This is a genomic window from Arthrobacter sp. 179 (assembly GCF_052379645.1).
Classification (GTDB): Bacteria; Actinomycetota; Actinomycetes; order Actinomycetales; family Micrococcaceae; genus Arthrobacter_H.
On the sequence record NZ_JBQSYU010000008.1, the window covers coordinates 45798 to 61396 of the forward strand.

Here is a 15599-nt window from a genome sequence, read left to right on the forward strand (position 1 = left end):
GCCCATCCATTGGGCACCCACCCGAGGCAGACCATAAGGTAGGGGCATGAGCAATACCGAACCAGCAGCAGCTTCCAGCCGTGGCGCCGTCGATCTGTCAGGACTCGGCGCCCAGGACCCGCAGGCCGCGTCCGCCCCGGGGCCGGCCCAGATGCCGGCCCCGCCGGCCGGGCCATCACCGGCGGCCACCGAGGGGGCGACGTGGACCGCGGCGGTGAACCAGCAGGAGTTCACCCAGCTGGTCCAGGTCTCCAACACGGCACCGGTCGTGGTCTCGTTGGGCACCGGGTCCTCCGCGGCCTCGGTGCAGTTGGATGAAAAACTCCGCAGGATCATCGACGGCCATGCCGGACGCCTCGTCCTGGCGTTGGTCGATACCGACCGCGAACCGGCGATCGCCCAGGCCTTCAGGGTCCAGCAGGTCCCCTCCGTGGTGGCCCTGCTCAATGGACAGCCCGTCCCCATGTTCCAAGGCGATGCGGCCCCCGAGCAGATCGCGTCGCTGCTGGAGGAGCTCCTCCAGCTCGGGGTCCAGCACGGGGTGACCGGGACCGTGCCGCCTTTCGGGGCCCCGGAGGCCGAGCAGCCGGTCCCGCCGCTGCACCAGGAGGCGATGGACGCCATCGACGCCGGCGATTATGCCGGGGCCGTGACCGCCTACCGCAAGGCCCTGGCCGAGAAACCCAACGACGACGAGGCCCAGACCGGGCTACAGCATGTAGAGCTGCTCCAGCGCACGGCGTTCTCCGACCTGGATTCGGCCCGCAAGGCGGCCGCCGATCATCCCGACGGCATCGACGAACAGCTCGCCGTGGCCGACCTGGATGTCCTCGGCGGCCATGTCGAGGATGCCTTCGCCCGGCTCGTATCGCTGGTGGGGCGCACTGCCGCGGAAGACCGCGAACGCGTCAGGGCCCGGCTGGTCTCGCTCTATGCCGTCGTCGGGGCCCAGGACGAACGCGTCGTGAAGTCACGGCAGAAACTGGCGCGCGTCCTGTTCTAACCGGCTTGGTCCGCCCCCGGGCCGGGGCAAGCGTGCCTCCCCCTGAAGGCTGAGAAGCGGATTCAGCCATGAGGATGATGCCTTTGGCCCGGGCCCACTGTTAGGTTCGGAGCATGAACACCGAACTCCATCAGTCGACGGCCCCTGCCATCAGCTTGCGTGGCCTGGGCAAGCGCTATGGCCAGAAGATCGCCGTGAACGGGATCAGCCTCGACGTGCCCTCCGGCTCCTTCTACGGACTCGTCGGGCCTAACGGCGCCGGGAAGACGACCGCGCTCTCCATGGCCACCGGCATGCTGCGCCCCGATGCAGGACAAGCATGGGTCCACGGGGTGGACGTCTGGAAAGATACGCGCCGCGCCAAATCACTGCTCGGTGTTCTGGCGGACGGGGTGCGGCTCTTTGACCGGCTCAGCGGGCGCCAGCTGGTGACCTATGCCGGTCTGCTCCGCGGTATGGATGCTGCCACGGTGGACGAACGAACCGATGACTTATTGCGGGTCTTGGACCTGTCCGACGCCGGCGGAAAACTTGTGGTGGACTACTCGGCGGGCATGACCAAAAAGATTGCCCTTGCCACCGCGCTGATTCATTCACCGCGAGTGCTGGTCCTTGACGAACCCTTTGAAGCCGTCGACCCGGTATCGGCGGCAAATATTCGGGACATCCTCGCCGACTATGTCGGGCACGGAGGGACCGTCGTGGTCTCCAGCCATGTGATGGACCTGGTCCAGCGCATGTGCTCCCATGTCGCGATCATCTCCGATGGCAACTTGCTCGCCGCAGGAACCGTGGACGAGGTCCGCGGCGAGGGAAGCCTCGAGGACACTTTCGTGAACATGGTCGGTGGCCGGGCCGAAGGAGGTGGGCTCTCGTGGTTGCACACCTCCTGAAACTGAAGTTGGCGCTGCTGCGCAACGGTTTCAAACGCAGCCCGTGGCAACTCGTGGGCGTCATCATCGGGGGGATCTACGGCCTCGGGCTGGCGGTGCTGCTCTTCGTGGGGATGTTCGCCCTGGGCGACCAGCCCGCCGAACTGATCACCACCGTCGTGGTGCTGGCCGTCTCGTTGATCACCCTGGGGTGGGCGGTCATCCCGGTACTGCTCTCGGGAGTCGACCTGACGCTTGATCCCTCACGGTTCTCGGTCTACCCCATCCCGCCGCGGCAACTGGTGATCGGCCTGCTGCTGAGCGGTTTCATCGGGGTCCCCGGCCTGGTGATGCTGCTGCTCTTCGCCGGTCAGGGGCTGGCCTGGCGGGCCAATGCAGGACTGGCCCTGGTCGGCATCCTCTGCGGCGTCCTGGCGGCGCTGAATGCGCTGGCCCTCTCCCGGCTGGCCGTCACCGCCGCCACGGCGCTGACGTCCAACCGGCGATTCCGCGAGCTGGGAATGATCCTGCTGTTCGTGCCGCTGATCATGCTCGGGCCCATCCTCCAGACGGCGACCGAGGGGCTCGAGGCGGGACTGGGCTGGCTGCCCGACATCTCAGCGGTGCTGGCCTGGACGCCGTTGGGTTCCTTCGCCGCCGTCCCGGGGGACGTGGCCGTTGGGGCCTGGGGGCTGGCGGCCGCCAGGCTGGTGCTCTCGCTGGTCTATCTGGTGGTGATCATCCTGGCCTGGAAATCAGTACTCTTCCGGGCCCTGGAAACCCCGCCGCAACAATCGGGCGGGAGCCGCGCCGTCTCCGGGCTCGGTGTCGCCTTCCGGCTGTTCCCGGCCACCCCGTGGGGTGCCGTGGCCTCACGGTGCCTGACCTACTGGATGAAGGACCCCCGCTATGCGATGAGCATCATCTTCGTTCCGCTGGTCCCGTTGCTGATCTGGTTCTGGTCCTCCCAGGGCGGCGACTACACCGCCATGCTTTATCTGGCACCGATCATCGCCGTGCTGTTGGCCTTCAGCATTTCGGCGGATATCTCCTATGACAACACCGCGTTCTCACTGCATGTGCTCACCGGACTGCGCGGATTCGACGATCGGCTGGGACGGGTGGCCGCCTCGGCGGTCTTCGCCGTGCCGACCGTGCTGCTCGCGGCGATCCTGCCGGCGGCGCTGCTGGGGGAAACGGAACTGCTGCCCGCCATCCTCGGGCTCTCGCTCGGGGCCCTGGGAACCGGCTGGGCGGTCTCGAGCATCGCCTCCGCCCGCTACACCTATGCGGTCCCGCTGCCCGGGGACAACCCGATGAAGACGCCCCCGGGCACCGGGGCCCGCATGGCCGTCACCCAGCTGGCGACGTTCGGGTCCACGATCGTGCTGATGCTGCCCGAAATCATTCTGCATATCGTCTTCCTGGTCACCGGGCAGGAGCTCTACGCCTGGCTCGTGCTGGTCACCGGCGTCGTTTTCGGGGCCCTGATGCTGATGGGGGGACTACGGATCGGTGGACGCTGGTTCGATTCCAGGACCCCGGAACTGATGCAGGCGACCGTACTGAACCGTTAGGCCCGCAAGGAGTTGGTAGACTGGGGGCATGACGATGCCTGCAGACCCGTTTGAAAACGACCCCAACGACCCGGGCCAGGGCGGCGGCACCGCGACCATCGAGCGCGAAGAGCTGCGTGAGCACCTCGAGCCCGGTGACAGCGAGCGTTTCGCGCACTATGTGCGGAAGGAAAAGATCATGGAGTCGGCGCTGACCGGCGAACCGGTGATCGCCCTGTGTGGCAAGGTCTGGGTCCCGGGACGGGACCCGAATAAGTTTCCGGTCTGCCCGGAGTGCAAGGAAGTCTACGAAGGCATCCGTGCCCCGAAGGACGGCGGCGGCAAGGACGACAAGAAGTAGTCCTTCGCCGCGTGAAGCCCGCGCCTGCCCTCGGCAGGTGACGGCAAGGCATGGTGACGCACCGATCAGGTGGGCTCCCGTGTCGGTGGGACGGCCCGGGAGCCGCCCGCCATAAGATGGTTTTTTCTTTTCGGCCGATCGCGGCCGATTTCACCTGCCACCGAGCACTTGAGGAGGTTGGCCGTGGGCGATGCCCTGTTCAGTCTGGGCGAGTCCATGCCACCGGCGTATCCGGAGCGGGCGGCATGGGGAACGGCCACGAAGCTGCGCCAATGGCAGGCCGAAGCGCTGGAGAAGTACTTCGCCACCACGAGCAAGGACTTCCTCGCCGTCGCCACCCCCGGGGCCGGCAAGACGACCTTCGCCCTGCGTGTGGCGGCGATGCTGGTCGAAGCCGGAACGATCAACCGGATCACGGTCGTCGCCCCGACCGAGCACCTCAAGAGCCAGTGGGCCGATGCCGCCGCCCGGATCGGGCTGGCCCTGGACCCGAACTTCAAGAATGCCGACGGCCGGCATGGCGCCGACTTCATCGGGGTGGTCGTCACCTACGCCCAGGTGGCCAGCAAGCCGCTGCTGCATAGGGCCAAGACCGAGGCGGCCCGCACCCTGGTGATCCTCGACGAAATCCACCACGGCGGCGACGCCCTGAGCTGGGGCGACGGCATCCGTGAGGCCTTTGAACCGGCGGCCCGCCGGCTGGCGTTGACCGGAACCCCCTTCCGCTCCGATACGGCGGCCATCCCCTTCGTCGAGTACATCGAGGACGCCGAGGGCATCCGCCGCTCCAAGGCCGACTACACCTACGGGTACGGCGACGCGCTGAAGGACCACGTGGTTCGACCGGTCATCTTCATGGCCTATTCCGGCCAGATGCGTTGGCGCACCTCGGCGGGGGAGGAAATGGAGGCCCAGCTGGGGGAGGGGTTCACCAAGGACGTCACCGCGCACGCCTGGCGGACGGCACTGAACCCCGAAGGCGAATGGATCCCCTCGGTCCTCGCCGCAGCCGACCGCCGGCTGACCGAAGTACGCCATACCGTCCCCGACGCCGGCGGACTGGTCATCGCCACCGACCACGCCGATGCCAAGGCCTATGCCGCGCAGCTGAAGAAGATCACCGGGGAAAAGGTCACCACGATCCTCTCCGATGACGCGAAGGCCTCCGCCAAGATCGAGGACTTCACCGAAAGCAACGACCGGTGGATGGTCGCGGTGCGCATGGTCTCCGAGGGCGTCGACGTCCCGCGGCTGGCCGTGGGGGTCTACGCCACCTCCACCTCGACCCCGCTGTTCTTCGCCCAGGCGGTGGGACGTTATGTCCGTTCGCGCAAGCGCGGGGAAGTGGCCTCGATGTTCCTGCCGTCCGTTCCGATCCTGATGGCGCTGGCCAACCAGATGGAGCTCGAACGGGACCACGCCCTGGACCGACCCGAAAAGCATGTGGATGACCCGGACTTCATTCCCGAGGACGACCTCATGGACGAGGCCAACCGCGAGGAAAAAGCCTCCGATGAACTGAATAAACAGAAGTTCGAGGCACTGGACTCCCATGCCTCCTTCGATCGTGTCCTCTACGACGGAGGCGAATTCGGGACCGGGGCCATGCTCGGCTCCGAGGACGAACAGGACTTCCTGGGGATCCCCGGGCTGCTGGACGCCGAACAGGTCGGGGCGCTGTTGCGCCAACGCCAGCAGGAACAAGTGACCCGGCGCGGTCGCAAACAAGGGGCGCCCGCCGCCCCGGTCGAGGATCCCTCGGTCACCGACCACCGTCGACTGACCGAACTGCGCAGCCAGCTCTCCAAGAACGTCTCCGCGTGGGCGGCCCGCACCGGAACACCCCACGGGGTGGTCCACAACAAGCTGCGGGAAGTGTGTGGCGGGCCGGCAGTGGCCCAAGCCAACGCGGACCAGCTCAACCGTCGGCTGGATAAGTTGCAGGGCTGGTTCGTCGGCAAACGCTGAGAGACACGCAAGGTTCCACGGGCGCTTTGGTCAGGAGAAAAACTTCGATGTCTGAAGGTCCTCGTCTGGTCCCTGCCAGCTACGTTGTTTTTCGTCGTGCCGATCAGGTCTTGCTGCAGTTGCGGCAAGGTACCGGATACATGGACGGATGCTGGGCCGCCGCTGCTGCCGGTCATGTCGAAGCGGGGGAATCCGCCGTCCAGGCGGCAGTGCGCGAAGCCCGCGAGGAACTGGGGGTCTCCCTCGACTCCGGGCAACTGGTTCCGCTGACCACGATGCACCGCGGGCCTGGACCCGGGGTGGCGGAGGAACCACGGGTGGATTTCTTCTTCGGTTGCGAGCAATGGCAGGGAAGACCCCGGCTGATGGAGCCGGACAAGGCCGCCGATCTGTGCTGGTTCTCTCTCGACGACCTTCCACATCCAGTCGTTCCCCATGAACGGTACGTCTTTGAACGCCTGGCGGCGGGTCTGCCGGCCCTGACGACGTTCGGCTTCGATACGCCCTGAGAGACGTACCGAGGATGCGCTCCATTCCCCGGTGGCCCCATCCAGGCACTCACGGAGCAGGTCGGCGTGTCCGTTATGTCGGGCGTATTCCTCGATGAGATGCAGGAAGATCCAGCGCAGTGTCACGGGCTGGCCATCCCGGCGACGAACCGAGACCTCATCCAGGGATTCGTGGGCCCGCGCGATCTCACGGCTGGTCGTGATGGCGTCGTCCAGGTGGGAGACTTCGCGGCGGACTTCCTCGTCCGCGTTCTCCGCCAGCGGATCGAAGCCGTGGTGGTCCCCGTCGGGGTCGTCCCCGGTGCAGTGGAGATCCGCGGATTCGTGGCCGGAGAAGACCTCGGCGAACCAATACCGCTCGACCTCCGTGAGATGGCGCAGCAGACCACGCAGGCTCAAGGGCGAGGGCGCAACGGCTTGCCGTCCCAGCTGCTTCGCGCTGAGCCCGGCGCATTCGGTCTTCGAGGTCGCTCGATGGAAATCCAGCCACACTTCCACGGCACTTCGCTCGGTGTCAGCGAAGGGCGGATCGGTGCGTTCGGGAACGTCGAGAGGGGGAACCTGGTCCGTGCCTCGACGTTACACTCACCGCCGGAAACACGCGGACCGTGTCATCACAAGAAAAGCGAACGTTCCCCACGGTTGTTGTTGACACCCGAAATCAGTAGGCAGATACTACGAAAGTGACCCGCCTCACCGAGCCATTTGACCGCATGATGTAGATCGTGCTCGACAGAAGAAGCCGAAGATGTCTTCACCAACGTCACCTCCCACCAAGGTCAAGGTCGAACTGGACCGGGGCCTGAAACCAGATATCGGCAAGATCGGTCTGCTCTTCACCGGGGTTGGTTCCATCATCGGTTCCGGATGGTTGTTCGGTGCCTTCGAGGCGGCATCTTTGGTCGGCCCGGCGGCGATCATCTCGTGGATCCTCGGGGCCATCATGATCATCATCGTCGCCCTGAACTATGCAGAGCTCGGCGTCATGTTCCCGGTCGCCGGCGGTGTCATCCGATTCCCGCATTACTCCTTCGGTTCCTTCGCCAGCTACACCAGCGGGTGGATCACCTGGCTGGCGGTTGCGGCCACGGTTCCGATCGAGGTCCTGGCGGCGGTTCAATACGCCTCCAGCTATCTGCCATGGCTCATGCACGATGTGGAGGGGACCCTCGTGCTCACCGGCGGCGGCATCGCTGTCAGCGTCGTATTGGTGGCCTTGTTCTGTGTCATCAACATGTTCGGCGTCAAACTCTTCGCCCGGTTCAACAACATCCTCGTCTGGTGGAAGCTCGCCGTGATCCTGCTGGTCATTGTCGTGCTCGGCATCCTGGCCTTCCACCCGGGACATTTCCACGAAGCCCGGTTCGGTGGCTTCATGCCCGAAGGGGTGGGGCCGATCTTCGCGGCACTTCCTGCCGCCGGCATCGTGTTTTCCTACCTGGGATTCCGGCAAGGGGTCGAATTCGCCGGCGAAACGACGAATCCGCAAAAGAACGTCCCCTTTGCACTGATCGGTTCGATCGTGATCACCGGCATCATCTACGTGCTGCTGCAGATCGCCTTCATCGGGGCCGTGCCGGACAGCCTGCTCGACAACGGCTGGTCGGGCCTGTCATTCACCAACGACGCGGGCCCCTGGGCGCAAATCGCAATCGTCCTGGGAGCGATGTGGCTCGGCGTCATCCTCTACGTCGATGCGGTGGTCTCTCCTGCCGACACGGGCCTGATCTACACGGCACTGTCGCCGCGTCTTTCCTACTCCCAGGCCCGGGCAGGCAATGCCCCGTCGGGCTTGCAAAAGCTCAATAAGCGGGGGGTTCCCTGGGTCGGGCTCATCGTGATGTTCGTCGTCGCTTGCTTCATGTTCCTCCCGTTCCCTTCCTGGGCGAAGCTGGTCGGTTTCATCACGACCGGAACGGTGCTGTCCTTCGGCAGCGGTCCGGTCACCGTGGCGGCCCTGCCCCGTCAACTCCCTGACCAGGAGCGTCCCTACCGCCTTCCAGGAGGGGACGTGCTCCCGTTCCTCGGATTCCTCTGCGCGAACCTGATCGTGTACTGGACGGGCTGGGATACGAACTGGAAGCTCTTCGTGGCGGTGCTGATCGGCTACATCGTCCTGGTCCTGCACTACGTATTCAGCGATCGCAGCAAGATCCCGCCACTGCAGATGAAATCCGGAGGGTGGATGCTGTTGTGGATGGCCGGACTGGCGTTGCTGAGCTGGATCGGGCACTACGGGGACGGTTCGCTGGATCTGCTGACCTTCGGGTGGGGGGAACTCGGAGCCCTGGTGCTGACGGCGATCGTGTTCTGGGTAGCCGTGACGCGGCGCTTGTCACCCCAGGAAGTCGTGGACAACGTCTACCGCACGCACCTCGAGGACCCCGAGGACGGCAACGAAAAGACGACGAGCGGCTGAATCCCGCGCTATGCCTCGCACACGAGTAGATCTGCGCGGACCTGCTTGACAGTCCACCCGGGCGGGGTTGCCGCATTCGACCGCCTTGGCCTCCGGAGTAGGCCAAACAGCGGGTTCCGTCCAGCCGGTAGTGGCGGGATGCGCCCGTTGCGAACCCCCTCGATGGCGATGGTAGGGCGGCATAGACTAGTCGAATCCAAGGTGTTGTGCCCATCACCGGCCCCCGATGTGGAAGGGACCTTCCGGACGTCACGGCGGTGTTGAGGGCCCAGTGACATTCCTGGGGAAGGGAGGAGGGACCGTGAGTCAAGCACAGACCATTCCCGGACCGATCCCTGCACGTGGGACGGCCCTGGTCGTGGGGGCCTCATTGGCCGGATTGGCGCTGGCCATCTCACTGGCCCGATCGGGGCTGGCGGTGGACGTCCTCGAACGGGCCGAAGAGGAACGTCAGGGTGGCACCGGGCTCCGTCTCTGGGGCGGGATGGGGGAAACCAGCCGGCGGCGCGACGGATCGGGGACAGCGATGCCCTCCATTGCCTCGATCGCCTCGGCAGGTGCCCCTGGACCCGAGGGCTGGGCGACCGTCCGGCGCAGGTTGGCAGATGCTGCTGCCTTGGAACCGGGGGTATCAATCCACTATGAGAGCGAAGTCGTCGATATCGGCCAAGACGCCGAAACCGCGTGGGCTTCGGATGCCAACGGCAAGGTCCATGTGGCGGATATTCTCCTGGGGGCTGACGGGCACCGCAGCCTGGTACGCCGCAGCGTCGACCCGGCACACCCCGATGCCAGCTATGCCGGCTACATGATCTGGACCGGAAAGGCCCCCTACGACGCGGCTCCCGGGTGGGCCGAAGGCCGCAACCACATGGACATGATTACCCTGCCCCACGGGGACGGGGTCATGATCGTCGGGGAGACGAAGACCAACGGCGAACCCCGGAGATATTTCTGGCAGTGGTACGACCCCACCAGCAACGACTACTTGCGTGAGACCGGAGCCCTGGTGGACGACGTCTCCCAGTACTCACTGGTCAATGAGCGGATCGCGGCCTCGAAGTACCAGGACATCCACGAGCGGTCCGCGCATTGGCCGGAGCCATGGGGCCGGATCGTTCGCCATAGCGTGAAGCAACGCAGGATCATCGCCACACCGATCGCCGAATATGTTCCCCGACGACTGATGCATGGACGGATCGCGATCATCGGGGACGCGGCGCATGTGCCTTCACCCATGACCGGGGCAGGCTTCGATACCGGGTTGGCGGATGCCGAGACCCTGGGCGCACTCACCCAACGCGGTGTGGTGGGTCCACGGGGCAGGAAGGTCCTGAACGCCTATGAAAAACAGCGACTCGGGACCGCCCAACGGATGGTCAGGTCCGGCCAGGGATTTGGCCGGAGTCTGCTGGAACGGACGACCGGCTGACCCGGACCAAGCCTTCGAATGGATCCCAGGAATTCAGTCGGAAGTGAACCACCCCTTGACCCTGCGGTAGAAACGCTGCCGCTGCCGCTTCCTGCGGCGCTGGGTCGATGCGTGGTCGGGATCCTGGTCCCGCAGGTACTTCAGGAACATACGAGCGGTCTGATCGTTCTTCGCCCCGGAAACCGGCTGGCCGATTGATCCGAACATTGCGACTCACCTCCAGACGGCACGAGGAGCTCGGGTGCCGTTAACCCGAGAGTACACGCCCCGAATCGTCCCGGCCACGGTGGCATGCGGGGCTGGGACCGGTTAGTTCCAGTAGGAGACCAGGAGGACCGACGCGGAGAGAACCAACATACCCAGACAGTTGAGCCAGAACTCATGCCTCAGGAAGCGAGCGCGAAGGTGTGCGATGGCGGCCGCCAGGAAGTAGGCGATGACCGCCAGATTGGCAGCCCAGGCAATACCCGGGACGGTGATCCCCACCAGCAGGCCGGCCACGGCGAGGAACTTGATGAGAATCAGCGCCCACCACCAGTTCTAGGGAAAGCCCACCCCATCCAGGCAGTCCCGAATGAACTTCGGTGGGTGGATGGAAAGGACGGCATCTGCGAGCAGTATCAGCGCGAGCAAGAAGGTGGGCCACCAGGGGTCAGGAAGCAGGATCACGTCAACGGTCCTCGGGATCCAGCAGGGAAGCCACCACGGAGGTGAGCTCCTCACGGACCGTGTGCTGATCCAGGGCGCCACCGGCCCAGGAGAGGAGTACCCCCAGATAGGCGAAGTAGATGGCCGTCGCCGTCTGGGTCGCGGTGCCCGGGGGCATGCCATGTCCTTCCAGGACATGGGAGAACTCCGTTTTGAGGGTGGCCGCCAGGGCTTGGAAGATCCCGGAACCGGGGCCCCCGCGGAGCAGGACCGCCCCGTAGTCCCGAGCCAGCGGCATGTTGGCGGCAAAGAGGTCGATGAAGGGCCCGACCAGGGTGGTGATGGCATCCGCCGTCCGGGCACCGGATTCCCCCGAGCCCGGAGGTTCCGGGGGCAGGGGGCGGTGGTCGTGGACACCGGAGATCCACTCCTCGAAGACGGAGACGAGCAGTGCCTCCTTGCCGCCCTCGGCCATCACGGTGCCGATGCTCACCCCGGCCTGCGTGGCCACCTGGCGCACGGTGGTTGCCTTGAAGCCGTGTTTGAGAAAGAGGGCTTCCGCCGCGGTCATGACCTTCCGCCGGGTTGCCCGACGTTGGGTCTCACGTGATTGAACGTGTTCACTGAACATGTTCAACAACGTATCAGAAACCCGGGGTGACGGCGTCCCACGGCGGAACTGCAAGACTGGGCCGATGACCCCCGCTTCAGTTGTCCTGGATCGTTTCGTCTCCTCCGTCGAGGAGGAACGACTCGGCGCCTACGGGGTGCACGTCCTCATGGGGGAGGACGAAGCGCAGCATCGATGGCGAAGCGATGACCGGGAAAACATCTATTCGGTCTCCAAGGGGGTGTGTGCCCTCGCCATCGGCATGGCCGTCGACGAAGGACTGCTGAGCCCGGCCACGACGGTTCCGGGGCTGTTTCCGGAAATCGAGCTCGGGCCCGGGGTCGACCAGGTATCGGTGGGGCACTTGCTGGCCATGACCAGCGGAATCGACTTCCAGTGTTTCGGGATCGTGGAGGTGCCCGGGCCCGATCCGGTGCAGGAGATGCTGGCCAGCCCCAGTAGCGGGCCGGGGACCGTGTTCCAGTATTCCAATGCCAGTACCTATGTGGCGATGCGCATGCTCGGCAGCATCGTTGGTGATGTGCGCGACTGGCTGATCCCGCGGCTCTTCGAACCCCTGGGGATTCACAATCCGCAATGGCAGCGGTGTCCACGAGGGTGGATCAGCGGCGGCAGCGGCTTGGAGTTGCGGACCGAGGAGTTGGCGCGCATCGGGCGCGTGCTGCGCGATAGGGGCCAATGGGGCGGAGAGCGGTTGGTGGATGCGGCGTGGATCGACAGGATGCACGCCAACTGGTTCCCGACCGGAGCCGAGGCCCCTTTCGACGGTTATGGACTGGCGGCCTGGCGGGGACCGGGTCATGCGTGGCGCTTGGATGGAAAGTACGGGCAGTACATCCTGGTCGATGACATCAGCGACGCCGTGGTGACGATCACCGCCCATGAGGAATCGCGTGACCACCGTTTGATGGAACTCGCCCACGAGGCCATCACGGGCCGGTCGCATGGGCTCGTGGGCAAAGGGGTGGAAGGCTCCGCTGACTAGAGGCGTTCATTACGTGATCGACCCCGAAACATGAAGACCCGTTCGGGGGCCCCTGATATTGTCGACAAGTATATGACCGACATCACTTCGGCCGCCGTCGCAAACCTGCCTCGGTTCACTCGCACTATCGGACACCGCAGGGCTGTTCAGCACTAGCCGGCCGCGATAGCTCACCAAGGAGGGGAGAACTTCATGGGTTCCCTGATACTCATGATCATTGGTTTGGCCGTCATGGCGGCCGGCTATCTGGTCTATTCCAAGTTCCTCGCGCAGAGGGTCTATAAACTCGACAGCAGCTTCGTGACCCCGGCCCATGAACTCAAGGACGGCGTGGACTACATGCCCACGAATAAGTTCATCCTGTGGGGCCACCACTTCACGTCGGTCGCCGGGGCCGCGCCCATCGTCGGGCCCGCGATCGCGGTGATCTGGGGCTGGCTTCCGGCCTTGCTCTGGGTCACCCTCGGCACCGTCTTCTTCGCCGGGATGCACGACCTCGGTACGCTGTGGGCCTCGACGCGCAATAAGGGACGCTCCATCGGAGCGCTCTCGGCCCGCTACATCGGCAAACGCGGGGCCAACCTCTTCCTCGTTGTCATCTTCCTGGTCCTGCTCATGGTGATCGCGGCCTTCGCCGTCGTCATCAAGAACCTGCTGATCAGCACGCCGGGAGCCGTCATCCCCGTCTGGGGCGCCATCGTCGTGGCCCTCCTGGTGGGCGTGGCCGTCTACCGGCTGCGCTGGTCGCTGCTGCCCGTGACCGTGGTCGGCGTCGTCGTCCTGTACGCACTGATCGTGGTGGGCGACAAGATGCCAGTGGTGCTGCCCGAGTCGACGCTGGGCATGTCCCCGGCCACCTTCTGGATCCTGGCCCTCTTCATCTACGGGGCGGTTGCTTCACTGCTGCCGGTATGGGTCCTGCTGCAGCCGCGTGACTACATCAACGGCGTCCAGCTCTTCGTCGGTTTGATCCTGCTGTTCGGCTCGGTCCTGCTGGCCACGTTGTTCTCCGCCTCACCCCCGGATGTCGTCGCCCCGGCCATCAACATGAACGTTCCCGACGGAACACCGAGCATGATTCCGCTGCTGTTCGTGACCATCGCCTGTGGCGCCATCTCGGGCTTCCACGGCATGGTCGCCTCCGGTACGACCTCGAAGCAGCTCGACAAGGAGACGGACGCCCGGTTCGTGGGGTACTTCGGTGCCGTCGGCGAAGGCCTGCTCTCCCTGGGGACGATCCTCGCGGTCATCGGCGGCTTCAAGTCCGTGGCCGAATGGAATGAGATCTACAGCGAGTTCGGTTCCGCCGGGGTCAACGCCTTCGTCGAAGGCGGCGCGAACCTGATGCAGAACGGCATCGGCCTTCCGGCGTCGCTCAGTGCCACGGTGCTGGCGACCATGGCGGTGCTGTTCGCGGCCACCACCATGGATACCGGGATGCGGCTGCTGCGCTTCGTGGTCCAGGAAGCCGGAGAGGCGTTCAAGGTCAAGATCGGCAAGATCCCCGCGACCCTGATCGTCGTGGTCCTCGGACTGGGACTGACGTTCTCCCAGGGCCTGGGCGGCGAAGGCGGTCTGCGCATCTGGCCGCTGTTCGGCACCACGAACCAGCTGATGGCCTCACTGAGCCTGTCCATCATCGCGGTCATCCTGATCCGCAAGGGACGCAACCCCATCACGGCGCTGATTCCGCTGGTGATCATCTTCGTCATGGCCTTCTGGGCCGCGATCGAACAACTGGGCAGCTTCACCGACCCCGCCAACCCCGATTGGATGCTCTTCGCCCTGGACGTCATCATCATCGTGGCCAGTGTCTGGGTCGCCGTCGAAGCGATCCTTGCCATGCGCAACGCCACGAAGATGGTTCCCGAGCACGAGGGGGCCGATGCCGAACTGACGGCGACCAGGGAAGACCTCTAGCCCGATGGAACCAGCATCGACCGACCGGCGCCGGGACAAGTTCTCCCGGCGCTGGTCCGCTTTCCGGGAGGGACTGTACGAGTTCTATGTGGGACCGTACCGCCAGATGTTCAAACGGGAACAACAGGAAGAAGACGATCTGTTCATGATCGCCGTCCTGGGTGAAGCCCTGGGGGTCCCCGACCCCGCCGCCTACTACACCGCCGAACTGATGCCGGCCGTCTGGGAGGACTTCCATGCCTGGCATCGTCGCGTCGGCATTCCCCGATCGCCATTGGACCATATTGGATGTTGCTGAAACTCGCTAGCGAACGCAAAGTACTCTTCGTCGGAGGCAAGGGAGGCGTCGGCAAGACCTCCGTGTCATCGGCCTTGGCGCTGGCCCGGGCCCGCAGCGGCGGGCGGGTCCTGCTCGTCTCCACCGATCCTGCGCATAACCTCGGTCATATCTGGGACCTGAAGCTCTCGGATACCGCGACCCGGGTGTGTACCGCTGCCACGGGGTATGTCGATGCCGTGGAAATCGACCCGCAGGCCACCATCGAGCGCCACTTCAAGTCGGTGGGCGCCACGATGATGAAGCTCCTTCCCGAGCAACTGCACCGCTCCGCGCAGCAGCATCTCGACCTGGCGAAGACCGCGCCGGGCAGCCACGAATCAGCAGTCCTGGAACGGATCGCCGAGCTCATCGATCTGGGAGCCGCCGACTATGACCTGGTCCTGTTCGACACGGCTCCCTCGGGGCATACCCTGCACTTGCTGACCCTGCCGGAAAAGCTGACGGGATGGACGGAATCCTTGCTCGCCAGTCGGTCCAGATCCGAGCGGTTCGCCGCCGCCGCCCGCGGGCTCGTCGGCGGTGAAGACCCCCAGGCGGCAACGGATTCGGAGCTGCGCCGGACCTTGATCGCCCGCCGCGACCGGTTCTCCCGCATGCGGGAAGCGATCACCGACGAGACCGCCACCGGTTTCGTGATCGTGAGTCTGGCCGAGAAGATGCCCGTGGCCGAGTCCCTGGACATCGTGCGGCAATTGCGCGATTTGGGGATCGACGTCGCCTCCCTGGTGGTCAACCGCAGATCACCCGCGGATGCGGGGTCGTTCCTGGCCGAACGCAGAGAACTCGAAGACGCTTCACTGCAGGTGCTCCGCCGGAACCTCCCCGCGGTACCGATGACCGAACTGCCGTTGCTGGCCCGGGACCTGACGGGGGAGGAGGCCCTGGAGGAACTCGCGGCGCTGCTGGCGGGTGCCGGAGGGGCCGTCGACTAGTGGGGAACCGTGAGGTTCTGGTT

Annotated in this window: 15 protein-coding genes and 1 pseudogene; 12 read left to right on the forward strand and 4 right to left on the reverse strand. The window is 65.3% G+C overall.

Going from position 1 to position 15599, the window contains the following annotated elements:
• Positions 1-46: 46 nt before the first annotated feature.
• The 6 genes from ACT3UE_RS07055 (at position 47) to ACT3UE_RS07080 (ending at position 6269) form a co-directional block, all read left to right on the forward strand.
• Entirely contained in the window at positions 47-1003 is a 957-nt protein-coding gene (locus ACT3UE_RS07055) for a co-chaperone YbbN (protein ID WP_444553561.1), read from the forward strand.
• A gap of 113 nt (positions 1004-1116) precedes the next feature.
• Positions 1117-1896 carry an ABC transporter ATP-binding protein gene (locus ACT3UE_RS07060; protein ID WP_444553560.1) on the forward strand — a complete coding sequence of 260 codons (780 nt, stop codon included), beginning with the start codon at positions 1117-1119 and terminating at the stop codon, positions 1894-1896.
• The gene (locus tag ACT3UE_RS07065; RefSeq protein ID WP_444561565.1) at positions 1878-3452 is read left to right on the forward strand and encodes a transporter; all 1575 of its coding nucleotides are present in this window, start codon (positions 1878-1880) and stop codon (positions 3450-3452) included. Before ACT3UE_RS07060 ends, ACT3UE_RS07065 begins: the two co-directional genes overlap by 19 nt.
• A gap of 28 nt (positions 3453-3480) precedes the next feature.
• Positions 3481-3792, forward strand: a complete 312-nt coding sequence (locus ACT3UE_RS07070) for a DUF3039 domain-containing protein (protein ID WP_444553558.1) — start codon at positions 3481-3483, stop codon at positions 3790-3792.
• A 216-nt stretch (positions 3793-4008) separates the two neighbouring features.
• Positions 4009-5760 (forward strand): DEAD/DEAH box helicase, encoded by a 1752-nt coding sequence (locus tag ACT3UE_RS07075; protein ID WP_444553611.1) that lies wholly within the window; start codon positions 4009-4011, stop codon positions 5758-5760.
• 47 nt (positions 5761-5807) lie between these two features.
• Entirely contained in the window at positions 5808-6269 is a 462-nt protein-coding gene (locus tag ACT3UE_RS07080) for an NUDIX hydrolase (RefSeq protein WP_444553557.1), read from the forward strand.
• Positions 6270-6365: 96 nt separating this feature from the next.
• On the opposite strand, the pseudogene ACT3UE_RS07085 reads toward ACT3UE_RS07080, so the two are convergent.
• Positions 6366-6767: pseudogene (locus ACT3UE_RS07085) on the reverse strand (mycothiol transferase); the annotation flags it as partial.
• A gap of 250 nt (positions 6768-7017) precedes the next feature.
• Between ACT3UE_RS07085 and ACT3UE_RS07090 the strand changes: the two are divergent.
• Positions 7018-8688, forward strand: a complete 1671-nt coding sequence (locus ACT3UE_RS07090; protein ID WP_444553556.1) for an APC family permease — start codon at positions 7018-7020, stop codon at positions 8686-8688.
• A 301-nt stretch (positions 8689-8989) separates the two neighbouring features.
• Complete coding sequence (locus ACT3UE_RS07095) at positions 8990-10120, forward strand: FAD-dependent monooxygenase (protein WP_444553555.1); 1131 nt, start codon at positions 8990-8992, stop codon at positions 10118-10120.
• 33 nt (positions 10121-10153) lie between these two features.
• On the opposite strand, the gene ACT3UE_RS07100 is transcribed toward ACT3UE_RS07095, so the two are convergent.
• The 3 genes from ACT3UE_RS07100 to ACT3UE_RS07110 all read right to left on the reverse strand — a co-directional run bounded on the left by ACT3UE_RS07100 (position 10154) and on the right by ACT3UE_RS07110 (position 11399).
• Complete coding sequence (locus tag ACT3UE_RS07100) at positions 10154-10327, reverse strand: hypothetical protein (protein WP_444553554.1); 174 nt, start codon at positions 10325-10327, stop codon at positions 10154-10156.
• A gap of 102 nt (positions 10328-10429) precedes the next feature.
• Positions 10430-10621 (reverse strand): hypothetical protein, encoded by a 192-nt coding sequence (locus ACT3UE_RS07105; protein ID WP_444553553.1) that lies wholly within the window; start codon positions 10619-10621, stop codon positions 10430-10432.
• Between the two features lie 169 nt (positions 10622-10790).
• Positions 10791-11399 (reverse strand): TetR/AcrR family transcriptional regulator, encoded by a 609-nt coding sequence (locus ACT3UE_RS07110; RefSeq protein WP_444553552.1) that lies wholly within the window; start codon positions 11397-11399, stop codon positions 10791-10793.
• 64 nt (positions 11400-11463) lie between these two features.
• Here ACT3UE_RS07110 and ACT3UE_RS07115 point away from each other — a divergent pair, with 64 nt between their 5' ends.
• The 4 genes from ACT3UE_RS07115 (at position 11464) to ACT3UE_RS07130 (ending at position 15576) form a co-directional block, all read left to right on the forward strand.
• Positions 11464-12384 carry a serine hydrolase domain-containing protein gene (locus ACT3UE_RS07115; protein WP_444553551.1) on the forward strand — a complete coding sequence of 307 codons (921 nt, stop codon included), beginning with the start codon at positions 11464-11466 and terminating at the stop codon, positions 12382-12384.
• Positions 12385-12576: 192 nt separating this feature from the next.
• Positions 12577-14304, forward strand: coding sequence for a carbon starvation CstA family protein (locus ACT3UE_RS07120; RefSeq protein WP_444553550.1), 1728 nt, complete (start codon positions 12577-12579; stop codon positions 14302-14304).
• Between the two features lie 4 nt (positions 14305-14308).
• Positions 14309-14602 carry a cory-CC-star protein gene (locus tag ACT3UE_RS07125; RefSeq protein ID WP_444553549.1) on the forward strand — a complete coding sequence of 98 codons (294 nt, stop codon included), beginning with the start codon at positions 14309-14311 and terminating at the stop codon, positions 14600-14602.
• Positions 14593-15576 (forward strand): ArsA family ATPase, encoded by a 984-nt coding sequence (locus tag ACT3UE_RS07130; protein ID WP_444553548.1) that lies wholly within the window; start codon positions 14593-14595, stop codon positions 15574-15576. The genes ACT3UE_RS07125 and ACT3UE_RS07130 overlap by 10 nt, the downstream gene beginning before the upstream one ends.
• Positions 15577-15599: the final 23 nt, after the last annotated feature.

Coding starts and splice junctions, on each gene's coding strand:
- ACT3UE_RS07115 (WP_444553551.1), top strand. CDS start 11,464: ATGACCCCCGCTTCAGTTGTCCTGGATCGTTTCGTCTCCTCCGTCGAG.
- ACT3UE_RS07055 (WP_444553561.1), top strand. CDS start 47: ATGAGCAATACCGAACCAGCAGCAGCTTCCAGCCGTGGCGCCGTCGAT.
- ACT3UE_RS07130 (WP_444553548.1), top strand. CDS start 14,593: ATGTTGCTGAAACTCGCTAGCGAACGCAAAGTACTCTTCGTCGGAGGC.
- ACT3UE_RS07070 (WP_444553558.1), top strand. CDS start 3,481: ATGACGATGCCTGCAGACCCGTTTGAAAACGACCCCAACGACCCGGGC.
- ACT3UE_RS07100 (WP_444553554.1), bottom strand. CDS start 10,327: ATGTTCGGATCAATCGGCCAGCCGGTTTCCGGGGCGAAGAACGATCAG.
- ACT3UE_RS07090 (WP_444553556.1), top strand. CDS start 7,018: ATGTCTTCACCAACGTCACCTCCCACCAAGGTCAAGGTCGAACTGGAC.
- ACT3UE_RS07075 (WP_444553611.1), top strand. CDS start 4,009: ATGCCACCGGCGTATCCGGAGCGGGCGGCATGGGGAACGGCCACGAAG.
- ACT3UE_RS07120 (WP_444553550.1), top strand. CDS start 12,577: ATGGGTTCCCTGATACTCATGATCATTGGTTTGGCCGTCATGGCGGCC.
- ACT3UE_RS07125 (WP_444553549.1), top strand. CDS start 14,309: ATGGAACCAGCATCGACCGACCGGCGCCGGGACAAGTTCTCCCGGCGC.
- ACT3UE_RS07080 (WP_444553557.1), top strand. CDS start 5,808: ATGTCTGAAGGTCCTCGTCTGGTCCCTGCCAGCTACGTTGTTTTTCGT.
- ACT3UE_RS07060 (WP_444553560.1), top strand. CDS start 1,117: ATGAACACCGAACTCCATCAGTCGACGGCCCCTGCCATCAGCTTGCGT.
- ACT3UE_RS07110 (WP_444553552.1), bottom strand. CDS start 11,399: ATGTTCAGTGAACACGTTCAATCACGTGAGACCCAACGTCGGGCAACC.